The 21,164-nt window shown below is 68.6% G+C and carries 21 protein-coding genes and 1 riboswitch; of the genes, 10 read left to right on the top strand and 11 right to left on the bottom strand.

What is annotated here, in order from left to right:
• Window positions 1-5: 5 nt before the first annotated feature.
• The 4 genes from hemC to ACU18_RS12380 all read right to left on the bottom strand — a co-directional run bounded on the left by hemC (window position 6) and on the right by ACU18_RS12380 (window position 3,470).
• On the bottom strand, window positions 6-1,004 hold the full coding sequence (gene hemC / locus ACU18_RS12395; RefSeq protein ID WP_050685944.1) for a hydroxymethylbilane synthase: 999 nt from the start codon (window positions 1,002-1,004) through the stop codon (window positions 6-8).
• A complete protein-coding gene (locus ACU18_RS12390; protein WP_050685942.1) occupies window positions 1,001-2,260 on the bottom strand; it encodes a ferrochelatase in 1,260 nt (419 codons plus the stop codon). Before ACU18_RS12390 ends, hemC begins: the two co-directional genes overlap by 4 nt.
• Window positions 2,257-2,958, bottom strand: coding sequence for a hydrogen peroxide-dependent heme synthase (gene hemQ, locus ACU18_RS12385; RefSeq protein WP_050685941.1), 702 nt, complete (start codon window positions 2,956-2,958; stop codon window positions 2,257-2,259). Before hemQ ends, ACU18_RS12390 begins: the two co-directional genes overlap by 4 nt.
• Before the next feature lie 113 nt (window positions 2,959-3,071).
• Window positions 3,072-3,470 carry a hypothetical protein gene (locus ACU18_RS12380; RefSeq protein ID WP_050685939.1) on the bottom strand — a complete coding sequence of 133 codons (399 nt, stop codon included), beginning with the start codon at window positions 3,468-3,470 and terminating at the stop codon, window positions 3,072-3,074.
• Between ACU18_RS12380 and ACU18_RS12375 the strand changes: the two genes are divergently transcribed.
• The gene (locus ACU18_RS12375) at window positions 3,469-3,885 is read left to right on the top strand and encodes a hypothetical protein (RefSeq protein ID WP_050685937.1); all 417 of its coding nucleotides are present in this window, start codon (window positions 3,469-3,471) and stop codon (window positions 3,883-3,885) included. The genes ACU18_RS12380 and ACU18_RS12375 overlap by 2 nt on opposite strands.
• A 116-nt stretch (window positions 3,886-4,001) precedes the next feature.
• Here ACU18_RS12375 and hemG read toward each other — a convergent pair whose 3' ends face one another.
• Both hemG and hemE read right to left on the bottom strand, forming a co-directional pair.
• Window positions 4,002-5,468: a protoporphyrinogen oxidase gene (gene hemG / locus ACU18_RS12370; protein WP_050685935.1), complete on the bottom strand. Its 1,467-nt coding sequence runs from the start codon at window positions 5,466-5,468 to the stop codon at window positions 4,002-4,004.
• A gap of 4 nt (window positions 5,469-5,472) precedes the next feature.
• Window positions 5,473-6,567, bottom strand: coding sequence for a uroporphyrinogen decarboxylase (gene hemE, locus ACU18_RS12365; RefSeq protein ID WP_050685933.1), 1,095 nt, complete (start codon window positions 6,565-6,567; stop codon window positions 5,473-5,475).
• 159 nt (window positions 6,568-6,726) lie between these two features.
• On the opposite strand from hemE, the gene ACU18_RS12360 reads away from it, so the two are divergent.
• On the top strand, window positions 6,727-8,070 hold the full coding sequence (locus ACU18_RS12360) for a glutamyl-tRNA reductase (RefSeq protein ID WP_050685931.1): 1,344 nt from the start codon (window positions 6,727-6,729) through the stop codon (window positions 8,068-8,070).
• Window positions 8,071-8,153: 83 nt separating this feature from the next.
• Here ACU18_RS12360 and moeB read toward each other — a convergent pair whose 3' ends face one another.
• The gene (moeB, locus tag ACU18_RS12355; protein WP_050685929.1) at window positions 8,154-9,353 is read right to left on the bottom strand and encodes a molybdopterin-synthase adenylyltransferase MoeB; all 1,200 of its coding nucleotides are present in this window, start codon (window positions 9,351-9,353) and stop codon (window positions 8,154-8,156) included.
• An 86-nt stretch (window positions 9,354-9,439) separates the two neighbouring features.
• On the opposite strand from moeB, the gene ACU18_RS12350 reads away from it, so the two are divergent.
• From ACU18_RS12350 to ACU18_RS12340, 3 genes are read left to right on the top strand one after another with little or no spacing between them, the layout of a single operon-like run.
• Window positions 9,440-10,105, top strand: a complete 666-nt coding sequence (locus tag ACU18_RS12350) for a TetR/AcrR family transcriptional regulator (RefSeq protein WP_050685927.1) — start codon at window positions 9,440-9,442, stop codon at window positions 10,103-10,105.
• A 49-nt stretch (window positions 10,106-10,154) separates the two neighbouring features.
• On the top strand, window positions 10,155-10,379 hold the full coding sequence (locus ACU18_RS12345) for a DUF3107 domain-containing protein (protein WP_050685980.1): 225 nt from the start codon (window positions 10,155-10,157) through the stop codon (window positions 10,377-10,379).
• A gap of 31 nt (window positions 10,380-10,410) precedes the next feature.
• Entirely contained in the window at window positions 10,411-10,713 is a 303-nt protein-coding gene (locus ACU18_RS12340) for a hypothetical protein (RefSeq protein ID WP_050685925.1), read from the top strand.
• Window positions 10,714-10,794: 81 nt separating this feature from the next.
• Here the strand turns inward: ACU18_RS12340 and ACU18_RS12335 are convergent, their stop codons facing one another.
• From ACU18_RS12335 to thiO, 3 genes are all read right to left on the bottom strand, one after another.
• Window positions 10,795-11,613 carry a thiazole synthase gene (locus ACU18_RS12335; RefSeq protein ID WP_050685924.1) on the bottom strand — a complete coding sequence of 273 codons (819 nt, stop codon included), beginning with the start codon at window positions 11,611-11,613 and terminating at the stop codon, window positions 10,795-10,797.
• Window positions 11,614-11,617: 4 nt separating this feature from the next.
• Entirely contained in the window at window positions 11,618-11,854 is a 237-nt protein-coding gene (thiS, locus tag ACU18_RS12330; RefSeq protein WP_050685922.1) for a sulfur carrier protein ThiS, read from the bottom strand.
• Complete coding sequence (gene thiO, locus ACU18_RS12325) at window positions 11,851-13,110, bottom strand: glycine oxidase ThiO (RefSeq protein ID WP_050685920.1); 1,260 nt, start codon at window positions 13,108-13,110, stop codon at window positions 11,851-11,853. The genes thiS and thiO overlap by 4 nt, the downstream gene beginning before the upstream one ends.
• A riboswitch (TPP riboswitch) is annotated at window positions 13,103-13,221 on the bottom strand. It overlaps the preceding gene by 8 nt.
• A 27-nt stretch (window positions 13,222-13,248) precedes the next feature.
• Between thiO and thiE the strand changes: the two genes are divergently transcribed.
• From thiE to ACU18_RS12305, 4 genes are all read left to right on the top strand, one after another.
• Window positions 13,249-13,956, top strand: coding sequence for a thiamine phosphate synthase (thiE, locus tag ACU18_RS12320; RefSeq protein WP_050685918.1), 708 nt, complete (start codon window positions 13,249-13,251; stop codon window positions 13,954-13,956).
• Between the two features lie 48 nt (window positions 13,957-14,004).
• Window positions 14,005-15,489, top strand: coding sequence for an RNB domain-containing ribonuclease (locus ACU18_RS12315; protein ID WP_050685916.1), 1,485 nt, complete (start codon window positions 14,005-14,007; stop codon window positions 15,487-15,489).
• Window positions 15,490-15,775: 286 nt separating this feature from the next.
• Window positions 15,776-17,674 carry a DEAD/DEAH box helicase gene (locus ACU18_RS12310; RefSeq protein WP_050685914.1) on the top strand — a complete coding sequence of 633 codons (1,899 nt, stop codon included), beginning with the start codon at window positions 15,776-15,778 and terminating at the stop codon, window positions 17,672-17,674.
• A gap of 8 nt (window positions 17,675-17,682) precedes the next feature.
• Window positions 17,683-18,555 carry a DNA-methyltransferase gene (locus ACU18_RS12305; RefSeq protein WP_050685912.1) on the top strand — a complete coding sequence of 291 codons (873 nt, stop codon included), beginning with the start codon at window positions 17,683-17,685 and terminating at the stop codon, window positions 18,553-18,555.
• 71 nt (window positions 18,556-18,626) lie between these two features.
• On the opposite strand, the gene ACU18_RS12300 is transcribed toward ACU18_RS12305, so the two are convergent.
• A complete protein-coding gene (locus tag ACU18_RS12300; protein ID WP_050685909.1) occupies window positions 18,627-19,475 on the bottom strand; it encodes a PHP domain-containing protein in 849 nt (282 codons plus the stop codon).
• Window positions 19,476-19,566: 91 nt separating this feature from the next.
• On the opposite strand from ACU18_RS12300, the gene ACU18_RS12295 reads away from it, so the two are divergent.
• Complete coding sequence (locus tag ACU18_RS12295; protein WP_050685907.1) at window positions 19,567-21,147, top strand: aminopeptidase P family protein; 1,581 nt, start codon at window positions 19,567-19,569, stop codon at window positions 21,145-21,147.
• Window positions 21,148-21,164: the final 17 nt, after the last annotated feature.

Below are 21,164 nucleotides of genomic sequence, written 5' to 3'. Positions count from 1 at the left end.
CGGGATCAGGACGCCTGGAGATCGGCGATGTCCGCGGCCCCTGCAGCCAGCAGCGCCTCAGCCAGTTCGATTCCCAGGAGGGTGGCACCTACTTCGGTCAGTCCGTCCGTAGCGCGCTTGTCCCGGACGGTGGCCGTGCCGTCCACTGCACAGACAGCAGCTTCGAGGTGGAGCATGCTGCCCTTGCGGTAGGCGTAAGCACCGACGGGGGCCGCGCACCCCGCTTCAAGCCGGGCCAGCAGGGCACGTTCGGCGGTGACGGCCAGCCGGGTGTCGGGGTCGTCAAGGGCGGCGAGGGCCTGGGCCAGGACAGCCTGGGAGCCTTCGGTACTGCCGGCCTTCCGCGGCGCGTCCGCTGTCCGGCATTCGATGGCCAGGGAGCCCTGGCCGGCGGCGGGCAGCATCACATCGGTTTCGAGGAATTCGCTGACCGCGTCCAGCCGGCCGATCCGCTCCAGTCCGGCGGCTGCGAGGACCACTGCGTCCAGGTCACAGGTCTTTCCGGGGACCACCTCGGCGGTGGTGTTGCCCGGCAGGCCGGCAACGCGGCCCAGCCGGGTGTCCACGTTGCCGCGGATGTCCAGGATGTCCAGGTCGGGCCGGGCGGCGCGGAGCTGCGCGGCGCGCCGGGGCGATCCAGTGCCCACGGTTGCGCCGGCAGGCAGGTCGGCCAGCTTGAGCCCGTCCCGTGCGCACAGCACGTCGCGGACATCAACGCGCCGCGGCGTTGCCGCGAGGCTCAGTCCCACGGCAGCGCCGGTTGGGAGGTCCTTCAATGAATGGACCGCAACGTCGCATTCGTTGCGGATCAGGGCGTCGCGAAGGGCAGCCACAAAAACGCCGGTGCCGCCCATCTGCGACAGCGACCCGGTCAGGACGTCGCCGTCGGTCCTGATGTGCACCAGTTCCACCGGGAAACCCCCGACGGCGGCAAGCTGGTCCGCGGTCTGCTGCGTCTGGGTGAGCGCGAGTTTGCTGGCGCGCGTTCCTATCCTTACCGTCACTGCTGCGAGGCTCCCCCGGCCGGACCTGCTGCGGCTGTCCCGGGGTAAGGGTCGTGGCCGGTGCCTACAGTGGTGTCGGCTGCGGAGATCGTGGGCTTTTCGCCGCGGAAGTTGGCGCAGCAGCCGGGACGGCAGACGTCGTACCAGGGCCCCAGTCCGGTGAGGGCGGGCCGGTCGCTGATGTTGTTGGCGGCGGTCCGTTCCAGGATGAGGTCCACCATGCCGGCAACAAACGTGCGGTGGGTGCCCGGGGTGGGTACCCGGGTTGCGGCCAGGCTCAGGTTGGCGCAGGTCTCCAGGGCCTCGGTGTCGAGGTCCCACACAACTTCCATGTGGTCACTGACGAATCCGAGCGGGACAATGACGATGCCCTTGACGCCCTTGCCGGCGAGTTCCTCGATGGCATCGTTGATGTCAGGTTCCAGCCACGGCACGTGCGGGGCGCCGGAGCGGGACTGGTACACCAGCGACCAAGGAGCGGTGAGGCCTGATTCCTCCTCGACGCGCCGGATGACGGCGGCGGCGGAGGCAAGGTGCTGGGCAACGTACGCCGAGCCCTCCTCGAATTCGCGGGGCTCGCCTTCCGACCGGCCGGCCGCTTCGGCGTCGCGGGTGGGGATGGAGTGCGTGGCGAAGAGGATCTGGATGGGAGCATCCGGTGTCCCGGCCGCGGCGAGCTGCGCGCGGACATCGGCCAGGCCGGCTGCGGTGCCTTCGACGAACGGTTCCACAAAGCCGGGGTGGTCGAAGTACTGGCGAACCTTGTCCACTTCGAGCCGGCCGTCCAGGCCGGTTTCCGTCAGGGCCATGCCGATGTCCTCGCGGTACTGGCGGCAGCTGGAGTAACAGGAGTAGGCACTGGTGGTGAGCATCAGCAGGCGGCGGTGGCCGGCGTCGTACGCGTCCTGCAGGGTCTGCGGGATGTAGGGATCCCAGTTGCGGTTGCCCCAGAGGATGGGCAGGTTGATGCCGCGGGCAGCAAGCTCGGCCTCGAGGGCCGCCTTGAGTTCGCGGTTCTGCTGGTTGATGGGGCTGATGCCGCCGTTGGCGCGGTAGTGGTGGGAGACCTCTTCGAGGCGCTCATCCGGGATGCCGCGGCCGCGGGTCACGTTGCGGAGGAACGGAATGACGTCCTCCTGGCCCTCGGGGCCGCCGAAGGAGGCAAGCAGGACGCCGTCATATTCCTTGGGCGCCATCCGGCCGGCTTCGGTGACGGGGTTGATGGCGGTGCTGATGCCGGATCCGTTGGCGCTCATGCCAGGACCTCCGCAACTTCTGCTGCGGAGACGCGGCGGCCCGTATAGAACGGGACCTCTTCGCGGACGTGGTTGCGGGCTTCGGTGTTGCGCAGGTGGCGCATCAGGTCCACGAGGTCCACGAGTTCCGGGGCTTCCAGGCCCAGGATCCATTCCCAGTCACCGAGGGCGAAGGAGGACACGGTGTTGGAGATGACCTGCGGGAATTCGCGGCCCAGGAGGCCGTGTTCGCGCAGCATTCCGCCGCGTTCCTCCTCGGGCAGGATGTACCACTCATAGGAGCGGACAAACGGGTAGACGCACAGCCATTCGGCCGGCGCCACGCCGCGGGAGTAGGCAGGCGTGTGGTTTTTGGCGAACTCAGCCTCGCGGTGCACACCCATTGCGGACCAGACCATCTCCGTGCCGGCGAAGAGGCCGCTCCTGCGGATGTCGCGGATGGCCTGCTGCAGGGCTTCGGGCTTGGCGCCGTGGAGCCACACCATGATGTCCGCATCGGCACGCATGGCGGAAACGTCGTAGCTGCCGCGGTGGGTCACGCCGGCCTGGCCCAGGCGTTCCAGCAGGGCTTCGAAGTCGGCCGCGGCGTCAGCGCTGCGGACCACCTCCCCGGACCGCTTGAACACGGTCCACAGGGTAAAGAACTGCTCGGCTGATTCTTCGGTTTTAGTGACAGATTCGGCAGAAGTGTGGCTCATGGTTACAAGTTTGCCCCCTGTTGGGCGCCAAGGCGAAACCCACAACTTCTACAACGCGTAGAAGTGTTGAATGTCACACAATGCGCGGGGTGGGGTTGGCCCGGGGCCCTTGGCTAATGGCGTCGGAGCCGGAACAGCGCGGCGCCCGCAGCGCAGGCCAGGCCGATGAGTCCGGCGCCGAGCCCCACGATCGCCAGCTGCGGGCCGGCCGCTGGATCTGCCCCGGGCGCGGCCTCCGGATTGGCGGCGTGCAGCAGGCTGACCGCCAGCGACGTGCTGCCCTGGGAGCCGACGCGGGGGATGCCCGTGCCCTGCGGCGTCGCGGCCGGGCCCGGGGCTGGGGTTTGGGCGGGTACCGGAGTGGACGGGGCGGCCGCCGCTCCCCCGTTGTCCGCCGGATTCTGTGGTGCCGTTCCGCCCGGCGCGGCAGCGGCTTCGCTGGCCGGCGCCTGCGGTGCCGCGGGGATGCCATGGGGTGTTGCGGCGTCGGGCGTTGCTGTGGTGGGTGGCATGGCCGGAGTGGTGGGCGTCAGTGTTGTGGTCGACGGCGTCGCCGCGGTGGGTGATGTGGTGGATGCCGGCGCCGCAGTGGCCGGTGCAGTGGCAGCGGGAACGGCCGACGGCGATCCGGGCGACGGTGCCGGGCTGGCCGGCGTTGTGGGGGACCCAGTAGCCGTGGAGGCCGGCGTGGTGGCGGGGGCGGTGGATTTCCCCGGCGCGGGCTCCGGGGTCTTCTCCTCGGCTGCCGCAAAAGTTGCCTCCGGCCGGGATTTCTGTTGCGGCGCGGAGGGCGGCGCATCCGCACCCCATGACGACGCGGCTCCGGAGCTAAGGACCAGTACCGTTCCGATGGCCGCAGCTGCCGCGCCCCGCCGGATTCCCCCATGGATACCGGCCGAGGACAGTGCTGGCCTGGGCCTGTTGTAAACCATGGGCACCGACCCTAGCCGCCCGTTCGGGGCAGGGTGAAGTCCGTGACCCGGGCCCACAACGCGCGTTTTCGGCGCCCTTCCGCTACACCCGGCGCTGACCAGCAACGATGGTCAGCTGATGAGGATGCGCGCCTGTTCCCGTGTGTCGGAAACCACTGCGGCGAGGCCGTTGCCCGCCACCCAGCCACCCACCACGGCCAGGTTGCCGGCGGCCGTGCACGCCGCCCGGATGTCGGCCACCCGGGCCTTGTGGCCCACCGCGGCGAACGGCAGGGCGCCGCGCCACCGGACCACGTCCCAGGCCACCACGTGGTCCGGGCCGACAGCCTGCGCCAACAGGGCGGGGGCGTCGCGCAAGGCAGCTGCCAGGAGGTCCCCGTCCGTTTCCGGGCCCGCCTGCTGCCCGCCGGCGCCATCGACCTTTCCGTAGGACAGCCGGAGCACATGCCGGCCGGGGCCAGCCGCTGCATCGAGCCAGTCCCACTTCCCGGTGGCGTGGGTGAGTGCCTTGGCCTCGATGCCGGGTGTGCCTGGCGCCACCAGCACGCCCGTGCCGCGGGGCCGGGCGTCCAGGCCGGCCTCGTCCACCACCAGGGTCACCAGTTTCACGTCCGGGCCGGACGCGGGCTGCTTGCCCGCAATGGCCGGCACGGCGTTTTCCAGGAGGCCGACGGCGGCCGGGCCGTCCACAGCCACCACCAGGAGGGCTGCGGCAAGAGTCTGTCCGGGCGTGGTGACCTGCCAACCCGACGGGTTCCTGGTGACGCTGCCGGCTGCGGTATTCGGGAGGAGGACAACGCCACGGCCACGAAGGTCAGCTACCAGCGCGGTTACGAGGGTATGCATGCCGCCGGCCAGTCCGGCCACAGCGGAGCCGGCTTTTGCAGGCCGGCCGGGAGCGCTGCCGCTGGCAGCCCCTGACCCGGTGGAAGTCCCTGCACGGGCCCGGCGCTGGGCGGAGACCGCGGCAGCGAGCGAACCGTGGTCCCTGATTCCTGCCCGCAGCCCCGGGGCCACCATGTCGACGTCGAGCAGTCCCGGGTCTGCCGAATGCACACCACCCACCACCGGGGCCACCATCCGCTCCAGGACGCGGGCGCCCATCCGCGCCCGGACCAGGGCGGACACGCTGGTGACGGGGGTGGAAGTGCCCACCGAGGCCGGCAGGAAACGGTCCAGCGAGGCGCGCAAAGAGCCCAGCAGGCCAAGGGACCGGCGGACTTCCGGGTCCCACGGGTTGGCGGGTATGCCCAGGACGCCGGTTTTAGGCAGCTCGCGGGGACCATCCGGCAATTGGACCCAGGCGCCGCCGGGACGCGGTGCCACAATTTCGCCGGCCAGTCCCAGCTCAGCGGCAAGGGTGGCCACCGCGTCGCTGCGGGTGGCAAAGGATTCGGCGCCGCTGTCCAGGGTGAGCCCGGCCAGCGTGTGGCTGCCGATGCAGCCGCCCCAGCTGCCACCGGCTTCGAGGACCGTGACGGCGTGCCCGGCGGCCGACAGTTCCCTGGCCGCCAGCAGGCCGGAGATGCCGCCACCGATCACCAGGGCGGCTCCGGGCTGCGCCGCCAACGTGCCCACCGGACTACTCCGGTGCGATGGAGTGGATGAGTTCAACCACGCGGGTCAGGACTGCCGGATCCGTCTCGGGCGGCACGCCATGGCCCAGGTTCAGGACGTGGCCCGGGGCTGTGGAGCCGGCGGCGATGACCTCTCGGACATGGGCTTCCAGTACCTCCCACGGGGCGGGCAGCAGGGCAGGATCGATGTTCCCCTGCAGTGGGACGCTTCCGCCCAGGCGCCGGTTGGCTTCGTCCAGGGGCAGCCGGTAGTCCACGCCCATGACGTCGACGCCGACGTTATGCATGGCCACCAGGAGCTCGGAAGTGCCGGTGCCGAAGTGGATGAGGGGGGCACCGTGGTGGCGGACGTGGTCCAGGGCGCGGGCCGAGGCGGGGGCAACGTACTTCTCGTAGTCGGCCAGGCCCAGCGAACCGGCCCAGGAATCAAAAAGCTGGGCTGCGGAGGCGCCGGCCTCAAGCTGCGCCTGCAGGAACATGCCGGAAGCGTCAGCTGCCCAGTTGGCCAGCGCGTTCCAGGTTTCTGGGTCAGCGTGCATCATGGTCCGCGGGCCCAGGTGGTCGCGGGACGGCTTTCCCTCCACCATGTATGCGGCCAGGGTGAACGGCGCGCCGGCAAAGCCGATCAGCGGGGTTTTGCCCAGCTGGGCCACCGTGAGGCGGACGGCTTCGCGGATGGGCTCCAGGGCCTCCCACGTCAGCTGCGGCAGCGCCGCCACGTCAGCAGCTGTCCGGACCGGTTTGTCCAGCACCGGGCCAACGCCGGGGACGATGTCTACGCCCACACCGGCCAGCTTCAGGGGAATAACGATGTCCGAGAAGAAGATGGCAGCGTCCACGTCGTGGCGCCGCACGGGCTGGAGGGTGATCTCCGAGGCCAACTCCGGCCGGAGGCAGGAGTCCAGCATTGCCACGCCTTCGCGGACCTTCATGTACTCCGGCAGGGAACGGCCGGCCTGCCGCATGAACCAGACGGGACGGCGGGACGGCTTGCCGCCACGGTAGGCGGTGATCAGCGGGGAATCGGTGGTGCGGCCATCCAACAGCGGGTGGTCTGGCGCTAGGACGCCGGCAGCGGACACGGCAGGGCTGGAAGTCATGCTCTCGATTGTGCCCAAAATCGGCGGCAAAAGATAACGGCGGGCAGGCGCCGCAAACCATGACAGGAGCCCCCGTGGCAGGAATCACAGCAGCCATCTGCCCTTCCCGGCGGCCGCAGTTGTTCTACCGAGCCGCGAAAAAGCTATGATTGGTCCGTTGTGGTTCTTTTTTCATTGGTGGCTACACACGCCGACATCGACCTTGAGACCGTTGCCCAGTTGAGCAACGGTTCCTCCGGTATCGCTACATCCATGCTGACCGGATCGCCGGCAGTGTCGGGTGCGGTTGTCCTTGCCACCTGCAACCGGTACGAAATCTACGGCGAGGCGCCGCATCCTGATGATGTCGAAGCGGCCCGCGCAGCGCTCGTGGCCCGGATCAGCGATGCCAGTGGGCTTAGCGAACCGCTCGTTTCCCGGTCCCTGAGCACCCGGACCGGCACTGAAGTGACCAAGCACCTGTTCGCCGTCAGCGCGGGACTGGATTCCGCCGTCGTGGGCGAACGCGAAATTGCCGGCCAGGTGCGCCGTGCCCTCATCATGGCCCAGCACGAGGGCACCGCCAGCCCCGGCCTGGTCCGGCTCTTCCAGGCCGCTTCCAAGACCGCCAAGGACGTCGGCGCGCAGACCGCCTTGGGCTCCCGGGGCCTCTCCATCGTCTCCGTGGCGCTGGACCTGGCCACCGACCTCTCCGAAAACCCCGGCTGGGCCGCCAAAAAAGTCGTCGTCTTCGGTACCGGCGCCTATGCCGGCGCCACCATGGCGCTGCTTCGCGAACGCGGCTGCACCGATATCTCGGTTTTCTCCTCGTCCGGGCGCGCCGAAGGGTTTGTAGCCACCCGCGGAGGCACGGCCCTCGACGCCGATTCCCTGCGTTCCGCGGTCGCCGCGGCTGACGTCATGATCGGCTGCAGCGGCTCGGATACCCGCGTTGAAGCCGACGAACTGGCGCAGGTCCGCGCCGGCTCCCCGCAGCCGCTGATCGCCATCGACCTTGCCCTGACACATGACTTCGACCCCGCCGTCGGAGAACTCGACGGCGTGGAACTGCTCACCCTCGAATCCGTGCGCCTCGCGGCGCCGCAGGAACAGGCCGAATCCCTGGCCCAGGCCAGCGGGATTGTCAGGACTGCCGCCAGCGCCTTCGAGCAGGAACGCGAGGCACGCTCCGTCGATTCGGCGATCGTTGCCCTCCGCCGGCACACCATGAACGTCCTGGACGCCGAAATGGAAAAGGTCCGGGCCCGGCACGGCTGCACGGCAGCTGCTGAAGAGGTCGAGTTCGCGCTCCGCCGCATGGTGAAGCAGCTCCTGCACGTCCCCACCGTCCGGGCACGGGAACTCGCCGCCAACGGCCAGCAGGACGAGTACGTGGCCGCCCTGGAGGCGCTCTACGGCATCACGGTGGACCAGCCCGCAGCGCAGGCCGCGCAGGCCGAATGCCCCGTGGACCATCAGGGCCGGCAGGACCACCGGAGTCACCAGGGCCTCGAAACCGCCTGACCCGCCCCGCACCCCCGCGTTGCCCTATCACCTATGGTCCCCTGCGGGCCCTTATGGCGACCAGAGGTGATAGCGCAACGCGGTCAGTAGACCGGCTTGTTGGGCTCAACGTCGCGGACCCAGGACAGGATGCCGCCGTCAAGGTGGCTGACGCGCTGGTAACCGGCTTTCCGGGCCGCGGCCAGCACATTGGCGGACCTGGTCCCGGCCTTGCAGTGGAACACAATGTCCTTGTCCTGCGGAAGCTCGCCCCAGGCTTCCCCGGCCAGGATCCGGCCCTGCGGCACCAGTACCGCGCCCTCGATCCGGACAATGTCGTACTCACCGGATTCCCGCACGTCCACCAGCTCGAAGTCCCGGAGCCCGGCCTTCCGTGAGGCCAGCATGGAGGCCAGCTGGGTGGCGGTGACAGTGTGCTCGGTGTCCGTGGGAACGTCAGGGGTGATGCCGCAGAACGCGTCATAATCCACCAGTTCGGTGATGGGCTCCGCGGCCGGGTCCTTGGACACCCGGATTTCGCGCCAGCTGCCGCCCAGCGCGTCGAACAGCGCCACCCGGCCCAGCAGTGAACGCCCGACGCCGGTAATCAGCTTGACCGCTTCGGTCACCATCAGGGAGCCCACGGCTGCGCACAACATCCCGAAGACGCCGCCCTCGCCGCAGGAGGGCACTGACCCGGCGGGCGGGGCTTCGGGGTAGAGGTCCCGGTAAGTGGGTCCGTGCTTCTCCCAGAAGACGCTGACCTGGCCGTCGAAACGGAAAATGGACCCCCACACGTAGGGTTTGCCCAGGATGGCTGCGGCGTCGTTCACCAGGTAACGCGTGGTGAAGTTGTCCGCGCCGTCAAGGATGAGGTCGTAGCCGGCAAAAAGCTCCAGGGCGTTGGATGTATCCAGCCGGACGTTGTGGAGCCGGACGTCCACCAGTGGGTTCAGCTCCGCGATGGCGTCCCGGGCGGACTCGATCTTTGGCCGCCCCACGTCCGCCACACCATGGATGACCTGGCGCTGCAGGTTGCTGAGGTCCACGGCGTCATCATCAACGATGCCCAGGGTCCCCACCCCGGCAGCCGCCAGGTACAGCAGCGCGGGGGAACCGAGTCCGCCCGCGCCGATAACCAGCACTTTGGCATTTTTGAGCCTGCGCTGGCCCAGCGCGCCGATCTCCGGAATGATCAGGTGCCGCGAGTAGCGCTCCACCTCTTCAGCGCTGAGCCCTGCCGCGGGTTCCACCAGCGGTTCAAGGGTTTCTGCTGACACATTTGCGGTGAACATCGAAGCCATACTTCAATGTATGCCCCGGGATACCGCGCGGTCATATTACCCGGCAGTAAAGTGTCTATGTAACTGCAATGGAAGGAGGGACAACCGTGGTCCCTGATGCACGGGCTGATCACCCGAACGCCGAAGCTCCGCCCACCTCCCCGCGCCCTGCAGGCCAACGCTCCGCCCGGCTCCCCCGGGACGAGCGGCGCGCCCAACTCCTTTCAGCAGCGCAGGAAGTTTTTGTGGCCAACGGCTACCACGGCGCCGCCATGGACGAGATCGCCGAAACGGCCCATGTCAGCAAGCCGGTGCTGTACCAGCACTTCCCCTCCAAACGGGAGCTGTACCTGGCTCTCCTGGACAGCCACCTGACCTCCCTCACCGCGTTGATGATGGGTGCCTTGAACTCCACCACCGACAACGACGAGCGTGTCCAGGCGGTGATGCGTGCCTACTTCCAGTTCATCGCCAGCGATGACCAGGCCCACCGGCTGGTTTTCGAATCGGACCTGATCAACGATCCGGACGTCAGTTCCCGGCTGGAAACCTTTAACAGGACCTTTGCCGACGCCATCGCGCACGTCATCGCCGAGGACACCAAGCTTCCGCACCTGGAAGCTGAGCTCCTGGGCCGCGGCCTCGCCGGAATGGCGCAGGTCAGCGCCCGGTACTGGCTTGAAACGGACGGAAACCTGGACCTCAATGTGGCCAGCGACCTGATCTACCGTTTAGCTTGGCGCGGAATCTCTCGCTTCCCCAAAGAGTCCTAGACTACAAAGGAGACATCAGCAACGAACTTTGACTGGCTGGGAGGCCCCCGTGGAAATTAAGATCGGCATTCAGAATGTTGGCCGCGAAATTGTGCTGGAATCCACGCAGGACGCGGATTCGGTGGCCAAGGTTGTGGAAGAGGCCATCACCAAAGGCACCGAGTTGCGCCTGAAGGATGAAAAGGGCCGTCTGGTCATTGTTCCCGGCAAGGCCCTCGCGTACGTGGAAATCGGTGCCGAAGAAGCCCGCCGGGTCGGTTTCGGCCAGTTCTGACGCGCTGCCTGCAAGGTAATAAAGGAGCCCCATGCTTTCGCTGACCATCGTTGTCCTGGCCGCCGTCGCGGTGGGGTTAATCGTGTGGGCCAATGACAAACGCCATGCCAAGTACGGGGCAGGCCTGCCCGCCGGCGTTTCGGTAAGCGTCGCGGCCCTTGCCTGGCTCATCCTGATGGCTGCGGGCTTCGGGTACCGTCCCGGCCTGACCTGGCTGCCGTGGGTCCTGCCCATCGTGCTGGGGGCTGCCGCCGCCGTGGCCGCCGCCGTTTACCTGGGCGCTACCCGGGCCCGGCAGGACACCGATAGGCTCACCGCGGTGCTGCGGCGCTGACGCCAAGCCAAAGTCCTGTGGCCACCACCCGTTGAGGTGGTGGCCACAGGACTTTAAGGGCGTCCGACGGCGGCAGCCGGCTTAGAGGAATTCGGCCCGGCCGGCCATGGCTGAGGAAGCCAACGCATGTTCCCGGCGCGGGATCCGGCCGGCCGCTGCGGCCATCCTGCCGGCTTTGACAGCGTGTTTGAAGGCCTCCCCCATCAGGACCGGGTTCTGGGCGCGGGTCACGGCCGTGGCCAGCAGCACGGCATCGCAGCCCAGCTCCATGGCCAGGGCAGCATCGGATGCCGTCCCGATTCCGGCGTCCAGCACCACCGGCACCGAGGCGCGGGAAACAATCAGTTCGATGTTGTGGGGGTTGAGGATGCCCAGGCCGGTGCCGATCGGTGAGCCCAGCGGCATCACCGCGGCGGCTCCGAGGTTCTCCAGCCGCAGGGCCAGGACGGGGTCATCGTTGGTGTAGGCAAACACCTTGAAGCCGCGGTTAACCAGCTGTTCCGTGGCATCCACCAGTTCCACGGCGTCCGGCAGCAGCGTGTGTTCGTCGGCGATGACTTCGAGTTTCACCCAGTCCGTCTCCAGTGCTTCGCGGGCCAGTTCGGCGGTCAGGACGGCGTCGCGGGCGGTGAAACAGCCGGCGGTGTTGGGCAGGACCCGGATGCCGTGGTCCACCAGCAGCTGGAACAGCGAGCCGGTTTCTGCCGTGGAGTACCGGCGCATGGCCACGGTGGTCAGGGCCGTCCCGGAAGCGATCAGGGCGGCTCCGAGCCCGTCGAGGCTGGGGGCGCCGCCGGTGCCCATAATGAGCCGCGAGGCCAGGGCGACGCCGTCAATGACCAGGTCGTCGCTGCCTGTGCCACCGGCCTGGTTCAGCTGTTCGGTGTTGGTGTTGGTCATGGCCCTAACCGCCCTGGACTGCCGTGACGAGTTCAACGTCGTCGCCGTCCGCGAGCGCCGTGGCGGACCATTGGCTGCGCGGCACCACCTGGGCGTTCTGCGCCACCGCCACCCCCAGCCGTGCGCCGTCGGCGGCCTGCCCATTGGCTGCGAGGACGCGGCCGGTGACCTGGCTGACCAGCATGCTGATGGACGCGCTGTCCACCACCGCATGTGGAGTTCCGTTCAGGGTGATGTTCATGCTGTCTCCTTGATGGTGCGGGGAAGGTGAGGGGCAAAACCGGAGAACCGGGCGGGGTTGAAGGGTGCCCAACGGGGATCAGCGTGACCGTCCATCAGGTCGCGGCAGATGGCTGCGGCTGCGGGGGCCAGGAGGATGCCGTGGCGGAAGAAGCCGGTGGCAATGATCAGGCCCGGCACGTGCGCGGCCATCCCGAAGCCCGTGTCCGCACCGGTGCCGTCCGGTGCAGGCACCCGGCCCAGGAGGGGAGCGTTGTCCGGAGTGCCGGGCCGTGCCCGGGCGGTGCTCTCCAGCAGCTCGAGCTCGGCAACGGCAGGCACCAGGGCCTGGGCGTCCCGCAGAAGCTGATATACCCCACCCGCAGAGACCGCGGTGGGGCCGGCCAGGGCATCCTCGCGCTGGGTGGCGCCGATCACCACCGTGCCGTCCTGCCGCGGCACGATGTAGACGGGGACGCCGTGGACCAGGCCGCGGACGGTGGAGCCCAGCAGTGGGCGCAGGTGCTGTGGCACGGCGAGCCGCAGGATGTCGCCGTGTACCGGCCGCAACGGCAGGCTCAGGCCGGGGGGAAAGCCACCCAGTGCTGCCGCCTGCAGCCCGTTGGCCACCACGGTTTCGGCCGCCCGGACCGTCCCGCCACCGGCGAGCTGCACACCTGCGACGGCACCGTCTTCCCACAGCAGGCCGCTGGCCTTGGCCGCTACCGCAAACGGATCGCCGGCGAGCGCACGCCGCATGCTGGCCAGCAGAAGCCGCGGATCCACCTGGTGGTCTGCCGGAGTATCGAAGGCGCAGGCGATGGCGGGGCCCAGCAATGGCTCCCGGCGGCGGGCCTCCCGGATGGTGAGCGGTTCCACGGTCAAGCCGTTCGCCTGCTGCACAGCGCGCAGGTCCATCAACGCCCGGCGGTCGGCGGCGTCGGCGCCTACGGCAAGGGTCGGCGTCGTGAGGTATCCGGGGTCCCCGCCGGTGACGGCGAGATCCGCGGCGAAACCGGGCCAGAGGGCGGCGGCCGCAAGCATCAACTCCAGGAGGTCCTCTTCCTGGTAATGCAGCTCGCTTACCGGCGCCAGCATTCCGGCGGCGGCCCAGCTGGCACCGGCGCCCGGCGCGTCATCGATCAGGAGCACGGACCGGCCGGAGCGGTATGCCTCCCAGGCGATGCTGTGGCCAACCACGCCGCCGCCAATCACTGCAACGTCGGCTTCCAACGCGCCGTGCGGGCGGTCACCGGGGGTAGCAGGCAGGGCGCCCATGTGTCTCCTTCCCTACGCCGGCATTACCCGGATCAGGTCAAGCGGTCGGCTCTGACGCCCTCTCAGCCCGGCGCTTTGTGACAGCTGCCGCGGGCTCCCGCAGTACCCGCCCAGTCTAGAGGAACTAGGCTGGCAGCCATGAATGTGACCCACTCCCCTGCCACCGCTGATCCCCTGGCCACCGCTCCCGGCGCGGCCGCGCTCCACGCAGCACGGCTGTACCTGTGCACCGATGCCCGGAAGGACCGCGGCGACTTTGCCCGCTTCGTCGACGCGGCGTTTGCCGGTGGGGTGGACATCATCCAGCTTCGCGACAAAAGCATCGAGGCGGCCGAAGAGCTGGAGCTCCTGGCCGTGCTGAAGGAAGCCGCAGTCCGGCATGGCCGGCTCTGGGCTGTCAACGACAGGGCCGACGTCGCAGTACTGTCCGGCGCCCCGGTTTTCCATATCGGCCAGAAGGACCTGCCGCTGCCCGCCGCCCGCACCCTGCTCAACGGCAACGCCGCCATCGGCTTGTCCAGCCACACCCCGGACCAGGTGGACGCGGCCCTCACGGCAGCCGCGGGACCTGCGGCGCTGGACTACTTCTGCGTGGGGCCCGTCTGGGCCACGCCCACCAAACCCGGCCGGGCCGCCGTCGGACTCGACTTGGTGCGCTACGCCGCGGCCGCAGCCGGCGACGACGTTCCCTGGTTCGCGATCGGCGGCGTGGACCACGGCAACATCGGTGAGCTGGTGGCCGCCGGGGCCCGCCGGGTGGTGGTGGTCCGCGCCATCACCGATGCCCCGGATCCCGCAGCAGCCGCGGCTTCCCTGCGCAGCGCGTTGGAATCCGCGGACGCGTAGCGGCAGCATCCCTGCCCGTTCGGAAAAAACCGGGCTACGCTGGGCAACGTGCCACATCACCGGCTTGCACCCCAGGTCCACGACCACAACAACGCGCTCGAAGCCGCCCTCAGTGAGCTTCGGGTCGAGCTGGAGCTGCCCGGCAAATATCCGGCTGATGCCGTCCACGATGCCGAGGCCGCCGTGGCGGCCCTGCAGCTGCCGGGCGAGGACCTGACCGGCATTGAATTCGTCACCATTGACCCGGCGTCCTCCACTGACCTGGACCAGGCGGTCTTTATGGAGCGCGACGGCGACGGGTACCACGTGCTGTATGCCATCGCCGATGTGCCCGCTTTCGTCGCCCCCGGCGGGCCCCTGGACGCCGAGACCTGGCGCCGCGGCCAGACCTTTTACGCCCCCAACGGGCGGATCCCGCTGCACCCCGAGGTGATCAGTGAAGCGGCCGGCAGCCTGCTGCCGGACCAGGAGTGCCCGGCGTTTGTCTGGGACTTCCGGCTGGACGCCCGCGCAGGGGTCACGTCCGTGACCGTACGGCGTGCACGGGTCCGCAGCCGGGAGAAACTCAGCTACAAGGGCGCGCAGGCGGACCTGGATGCCGGCACAGCGGGCCCGGTGCTGGAGCTGCTCAAGGAAGTGGGACTAAAACGGGTGGAGCTGGAGCGGCTCCGCGGCGGCGCCAGCCTGAACATGCCCGAGCAGGAGATTGTCCAGCTGCCCGACGGCGGCTACCGGATTGCCGCCGCACCGCAACTGCCCGTGGAGGACTGGAACGCGCAGATCTCGCTGATGACCGGGATGGCCGCGGCGCAGCTGATGCTGGCCGGAAAGGTGGGAATCCTGCGCACCATGCCGGCCCCCGACGAGCGGTCGCTGCACCACTTCCGGCTGCAGACCGAGGCCCTCGGGAAACCATGGGACGGGACCGCCAGTTACGGCGAGTACCTGCGCACCCTGGACGCGGCCGAACCCCGCCAACTGGCCATCCTGCATTCGGCGGGCATGCTGTTCCGTGGTGCTGCATATACAGCCTTTGACGGGACCGTGCCGGAGAACGTTGTCCAGTCCGCCATCGGCGCCGCGTACGCCCACACCACTGCTCCCCTGCGCCGCCTGGTGGACCGTTTTGTGCTGGTGATCTGCGAGGCCCTGAGCAACGGCCGGGACGTCCCCGGCTGGGCGCGGGAGGCGCTGCCTTCCCTCCCCGAGGTCATGGCCGGCTCCGACCAGCTGGCATCCCGGATGGAACGCATGGCCCTGGACACCGTGGAGGCTGCACTGCTGGTCAACCATGTGGGGCAGGAATTCGACGCGGTAGTGATTGCCGGTTCGAAGCCGGCCAAGGACAACGGCAATGGAAACGGCGCCGGCAATGGGAAGAACGGGAACGGCGGATCAGGCACCATCCAGATCGCCGAGCCCGCAGTGACCGCCCGCTGCGCCGGAGAGCTGAAGTCCGGCACCAAGGTCCGGGTCCGGCTGGTCTCCTCGGATATCGCCGCCCGTAAAGTCCACTTTGAGCTGGTGGCCTGAGCCCGACGGTTCGCCGCGGGGCACCAAAGCCGGGTTCCCGGGCCCGTGCCGTTAGACTGGAAAAGTAGAAACGGATGCCCGGTCGTTGATTTCCTTGATTTGAAACCAACAAGCCCGCCCCTACGCGATCTTGAGATTGACCCGCTGGTCACCAGTGCCAGCATTTAGATAGCCCGCGATCGGCTTCCACTGGAATTGCTTGCGCGCTTCGAGCGTGCTCCGGAACGGCCCAGGCCGGCCCGTTGAGCAGGCAGCGCCCTCGCCCAAATGAATAAGGAAACTCCCTGTGAGTGAATTGCACACGCACCAGCTTCTGACCGATGAGTCCGGCACCGAGACCATCGAGCCCGAAGAAACCATTATTTCGGACGAAAAGCCGCACGAAATCGAAGAAAAGTCGTTCGCCGACTACAACGTCCGCGCCGACATCGTGGAGTCCCTGGCCGACGCCGGGATCACCCACCCCTTCCCCATCCAGGCCATGACCCTGCCGGTGGCACTGTCCGGCCACGACATCATCGGCCAGGCCAAGACCGGCACCGGCAAAACCCTGGGCTTCGGTATTCCCGCGCTCCAGCGTGTGGTGGGCCGCGATGATGCAGGCTTCGACAAGCTGCCCGTCCCCGGCGCCCCGCAGGCCCTGGTGATCGTGCCCACGCGCGAGCTCGCCGTGCAGGTGGCCAGCGACCTCGAGACCGCTTCCCGCAAACGCAACGCGCGCATCGCCACCATCTACGGCGGCCGTGCCTACGAGCCCCAGGTGGATGCGCTGCAGAAGGGTGTCGAGATTGTGGTGGGCACCCCAGGCCGCCTGATCGACCTTTACAAGCAGAAGCACCTGAGCCTGAAGAACGTCCGCATCGTGATCCTGGACGAGGCTGACGAGATGCTGGACCTCGGCTTCCTGCCGGACGTTGAAACCCTCATCGCCGGCACCCCCGCCGTCCGCCAGACGCTGCTGTTCTCCGCCACCATGCCCGGCCCGGTCATCGCCATGGCCCGCCGCTACATGACCCAGCCCACCCACATCCGGGCCGCTGACCCGGACGATGAGGGCCTGACCAAGCGCGACATCCGCCAGCTCATCTACCGCGCCCACGCCATGGACAAGATCGAGGTGGTGGCCCGCATCCTGCAGTCCCGCGGCCGCGGCCGGACCATCATCTTCACCAAAACGAAGCGCACCGCCGCCAAGGTTTCCGAGGAACTGGTGGACCGCGGCTTTGCCGCTGCAGCCATCCACGGCGACCTGGGCCAGGGCGCCCGTGAACAGGCGCTCCGTGCGTTCCGCAACAACAAGGTGGACGTCCTGGTGGCCACCGACGTCGCTGCCCGCGGCATCGATGTTGACGATGTCACGCACGTGATCAACTACCAGTGCGTCGAGGACGAAAAGATCTACCTGCACCGTGTGGGCCGCACCGGCCGCGCCGGCAACAAGGGCACCGCCGTGACATTTGTGGACTGGGACGACATGCCCCGCTGGGGCCTGATCAACAAGGCACTGGGCCTGAGCGTTCCCGAACCGATCGAAACCTACTCCTCCTCCCCGCACCTGTACGAGGACCTGGACATCCCCGAAGGCACCAAGGGCCGGCTGCCCCGCGACAAGCGCACCCTGGCCGGTGTGGATGCCGAGGTCCTCGAAGACCTGGGCGAGACCGGCAAGAAGAACGCCGGCGGCCGCCGCGAAGGCGGACGTTCCAGCGACTCCGGCCGCTCCGGCGGACGCTCCAGCGATTCAGGCCGGTCCGGTGGACGCTCCAACGATTCAGGGCGCTCCAGCGACTCCAGCCGCTCCGGTGACTCGAGCAGGTCCGGCGGACGGTCCACGAACGCCGGCCGCACCGCCGAAGCACCCGTCGAGGCGGGCGTCCAGGCCGCCGGCCAGGCTGACCGCGCCACCTCGGCCGATCAGGCCGGCGACGGCCGCGACCGCGACCGCACCCGCAGGGGCCGCCCCGCCCGTTCCGGCAGCCAGGACAGCAACGGCGAAGGCGCCCGCAGCGCCGGCGCGGCAGGCCACGAAGGCGGAAGCCGCCGTCGTCCGTCCGAAGCGGCAGGCGAACCTGCTGCCGACGGCGCCGACCAGCCCTCGCGTGCCCGCCGCAACCGGACCCGGACCCGCCGCCGCAACGGTGAAGTTGTGGGTGACGCTGCCCAGTCCGGCAGCGCCGAGGGCTAAAACCCTCCATGACGAACACGCTTTGGGCGCCGGACGGCGGCAGCCTGGTGGTGCACGCGGAAAATTCCGAGTACCTCCCGTCGCTGCCGGCCGGCGCCTTCACGCTGATCTATGTGGATCCGCCGTTCAACACGGGACGGGCGCAGCGGCGCCAGGAAACCAAAATGGTGGCGTCGCTGGACGGCACCGGCGACCGCGTTGGGTTCAAGGGCCGCTCCTACGACACGATCAAGGGCGCGCTGCACAGCTACGACGACGCGTTCAGCGACTACTGGTCGTTCCTGGAACCGCGGCTGCTCGAGGCCTGGCGCCTGCTGGCCGACGACGGCACCCTGTACCTGCACCTTGACTACCGCGAGGTGCACTACGCCAAGGTGATGCTCGATTCGATTTTCGGTCGGGAGTGCTTCCTGAACGAAATCATCTGGGCCTACGATTACGGCGCCCGCGCCAAAAAACGCTGGCCCACCAAGCACGACAACATCCTCGTGTACGTCAAAAACCCTGCCAAGTACCACTTCGACAGCGCCGAGGTGGACCGGGAGCCGTACATGGCGCCCGGGCTGGTCACTCCCGCCAAACGTGAACTGGGCAAGCTGCCCACGGACGTGTGGTGGCACACGATCGTCTCACCCACCGGCAAGGAAAAGACCGGCTACCCCACGCAGAAGCCCGAGGGGTTGATCCGCCGTGTGGTGGCAGCCTCCAGCAGGCCCGGGGACTGGTGCCTGGACTTCTTTGCCGGGTCAGGGACGCTCGGCGCTGTGGCGGCAAAGCTGGGGCGGAAGTTTGTCTGCGTGGACCAGAACCAGCCGGCCATCGACGTGATGGCCAAGCGGTTGGGTGCGCACGCCACCTTCACGTCCCACCCACCCAACTAGCTCGCACTTGTTGTCGTTTTGAGCGCCCAAAACGACAACAACTGCGAGTCAGTTGGGAAAGGCCGGGCGGGTCAGGGGCGCACGACGGCGGTCCCCGTGGCCTGCGACTCGATCCGGGCCAGGACCTCGGGGCTCGTCACGTTCTCACCCAGCAGGTTGGGCTTGCCGGTGCCGTGGTAGTCCGAGGATCCGGTGACCAAAAGGTCGTGCCGGGCAGCGAGGCCACGGAGGAATTCGCGTCCCTCTTCAGGATTGTCCCGGTGGTCGATCTCCACGCCCGCCAGGCCGGCGTCGATCATGTCCCGGTACGTCTGCTCCCCCACAATCCGGCCGCGGCCGGACGCCACCGGGTGGGCGAAGACCGGGACACCGCCTGCAGCACGGACCAGTGCCACAGCAGTGGCCGGGTCCGGTGCGTAATGGGGCATGAAGTAGCGGGAACGGGAAGTCAGGATGGACGCGAACGCCTCCGACCGGTCCGCCACAACGCCGGCGGCCACCAGTGCGTCAGCGATGTGCGGGCGCCCCAGTGTGGCCCCCGGAGCCACATGATGGATGACGTCGTCCCACGTCAACGGATAATCCTCGGCCAACAGCGTGACCATCCGTTCGGCCCGGGTCAACCGTGACTCCTTGGCCTTGGTGATCTCCTCAAGCAGGCCAGGGTGCAACGGGTCGTGCAGGTAGCTCAGCAGGTGGACGCTCACCCCACGGTCCGTCCGGCAGGAAACCTCCATGCCGGGGACCAGGGCCACGCCGCACCCGGCAACGGCGGCGGCTGCCTCGGCCCAGCCGGACGTGGAATCGTGGTCCGTCAAGGCCACCACATCCAAGCCGGCGCGGGCAGCGGATGCCATCACGTCGGCGGGCGTTTCGGTGCCGTCGGAGACATTGGAGTGGGCGTGCATGTCGATCCTCACCGCTCCAGCCTAGTAGACCGGCCGCCCAGCCGGCCCGCGCCGGGGCCGGCGCCTGTTCGCGTCGCCGGGACGCTGGTGAGACGATGGTCCCGTGAACGATGCCGATAACACCCAAAATTCTGCTTCCCAGCCCCTGGACGAGCGCGTCAACAACCGCTCGCAGCGCCCCGTTTCGGACGCCTTCAAGGCCTTTATGGCCAGCAACTGGGCGCCCGCCAGCAAGGATCTGCCCGGCCGCGACGCCGTGGCCGGTTTCGCCGCAACCCGGCGCAAAACCGTCTCCGCGCAGTTCCCGGGCGAGCGCCTGGTCATCCCTGCCGGGCCGCCGAAGGTCCGCTCGAATGACTGCGATTACCGGTTCCGCCCGCATTCCGGGTTCGCCCACCTCACCGGCCTGGGCCTGGACCACGAGCCGGACGCCGTCCTGATCCTGGACCCTGTTGCCGAAGGAACGGGCGACGACGGCGGCACGCACCGGGCGACGCTCTACTTCCGTCCCCTGGCCGGGCGGGACACGGAACAGTTCTACGCCGACTCGCGCTCCGGTGAGTTCTGGATCGGCGCCCGCCCCACCCTCGCGGAGTTCGAGGCCCGCCTGGGCCTGGCAACAGCCCACCTTGACGGGCTCGAAAGCGCCATCACCAAAAACGTAGGAGCGCCGGAGATCGGCGGCACCTCCATCCGCCTGGTCCGCAAGGTGGACGAGAACATTGACGCCCTGGTGGACACGGCCCGGTACAACACGGCCAAGGATCCGGACAACCTGGATATGGGTGCCCTCGACGCCCTGGACGAAAAGCTCAGCGAGGCCCTGTCCGAGGTGCGCCTGATCAAGGACGCCTGGGAGATCGAACAGATGGAGGTGGCCGTGGCCGCCACCGTTGAAGGGTTCGAGGAAGTGGTCAAGTCGCTGCCCCGCGCACTGACCCACGCCCGCGGCGAGCGTGTGGTGGAAGGCGCCTTCTTCGCCCGCGCCCGCGAAGTGGGCAACGAGCTGGGCTACGACACGATTGCCGCTGCCGGCAACAACGCCACAGTGCTGCACTGGACCCGCAACACCGGCACGGTCTCCGCCGGCGAACTCCTGCTGCTGGACGCCGGCGTCGAGGCCGACTCCCTCTACACCGCTGACATCACCCGCACCCTCCCCGCCAACGGCACGTTCACGGAGATCCAGCGCAAGGTCTACGAAGCAGTCCTCGACGCCGCCGACGCCGGCTTCGCTGCTGCCCGGCCCGGAACCCGGTTCCGGGAAATCCACACCGCCGCCACCACCGTCCTGGCTGAACGCCTGGCCAGCTGGGGCCTGCTGCCCGTTTCCGTCGAGGAAGCCATCAGCCCCGAAGGCCAGCAGCACCGCCGGTGGATGCCGCACGGCACCAGCCACCACCTGGGCCTGGACGTCCACGACTGCGCACAGGCCAAGCGGGAACTCTACCTGGACGGCATCCTCACGGAGGGCATGGTCTTCACCATTGAACCGGGCCTCTACTTCAAGAACGAGGACCTGGCCATTCCCGCCGAATACCGCGGCATCGGCGTCCGGATCGAGGACGACATCCTGATGACAGCGGACGGTCCGGTGAACCTCAGCGCTGCCCTGCCCCGCAAGGCCGAGGACGTCGAAGACTGGATGGCAGGCATCTACCGCGAGGCCGACGCCGGCAACTAAGTCCGGCGCCCGGCCCC

Origin of the sequence: Arthrobacter sp. ZBG10, from assembly GCF_001238605.1 — a bacterium.
Classification (GTDB): domain Bacteria; phylum Actinomycetota; class Actinomycetes; order Actinomycetales; family Micrococcaceae; genus Arthrobacter.
Note: the sequence above shows the minus strand (reverse complement) of the source record. Positions and strands in the feature narration are given on the sequence as shown.

Coding starts and splice junctions, on each gene's coding strand:
- ACU18_RS12305 (WP_050685912.1), top strand. CDS start 17,683: ATGACGAACACGCTTTGGGCGCCGGACGGCGGCAGCCTGGTGGTGCAC.
- ACU18_RS12380 (WP_050685939.1), bottom strand. CDS start 3,470: ATGCCACCCACCACAGCAACGCCCGACGCCGCAACACCCCATGGCATC.
- ACU18_RS12375 (WP_050685937.1), top strand. CDS start 3,469: ATGGCCGGAGTGGTGGGCGTCAGTGTTGTGGTCGACGGCGTCGCCGCG.
- hemE (WP_050685933.1), bottom strand. CDS start 6,567: ATGACTTCCAGCCCTGCCGTGTCCGCTGCCGGCGTCCTAGCGCCAGAC.
- thiE (WP_050685918.1), top strand. CDS start 13,249: ATGAATGTGACCCACTCCCCTGCCACCGCTGATCCCCTGGCCACCGCT.
- ACU18_RS12390 (WP_050685942.1), bottom strand. CDS start 2,260: ATGAGCGCCAACGGATCCGGCATCAGCACCGCCATCAACCCCGTCACC.
- hemQ (WP_050685941.1), bottom strand. CDS start 2,958: ATGAGCCACACTTCTGCCGAATCTGTCACTAAAACCGAAGAATCAGCC.
- ACU18_RS12340 (WP_050685925.1), top strand. CDS start 10,411: ATGCTTTCGCTGACCATCGTTGTCCTGGCCGCCGTCGCGGTGGGGTTA.
- ACU18_RS12335 (WP_050685924.1), bottom strand. CDS start 11,613: ATGACCAACACCAACACCGAACAGCTGAACCAGGCCGGTGGCACAGGC.
- thiO (WP_050685920.1), bottom strand. CDS start 13,110: ATGGGCGCCCTGCCTGCTACCCCCGGTGACCGCCCGCACGGCGCGTTG.
- thiS (WP_050685922.1), bottom strand. CDS start 11,854: ATGAACATCACCCTGAACGGAACTCCACATGCGGTGGTGGACAGCGCG.
- moeB (WP_050685929.1), bottom strand. CDS start 9,353: ATGGCTTCGATGTTCACCGCAAATGTGTCAGCAGAAACCCTTGAACCG.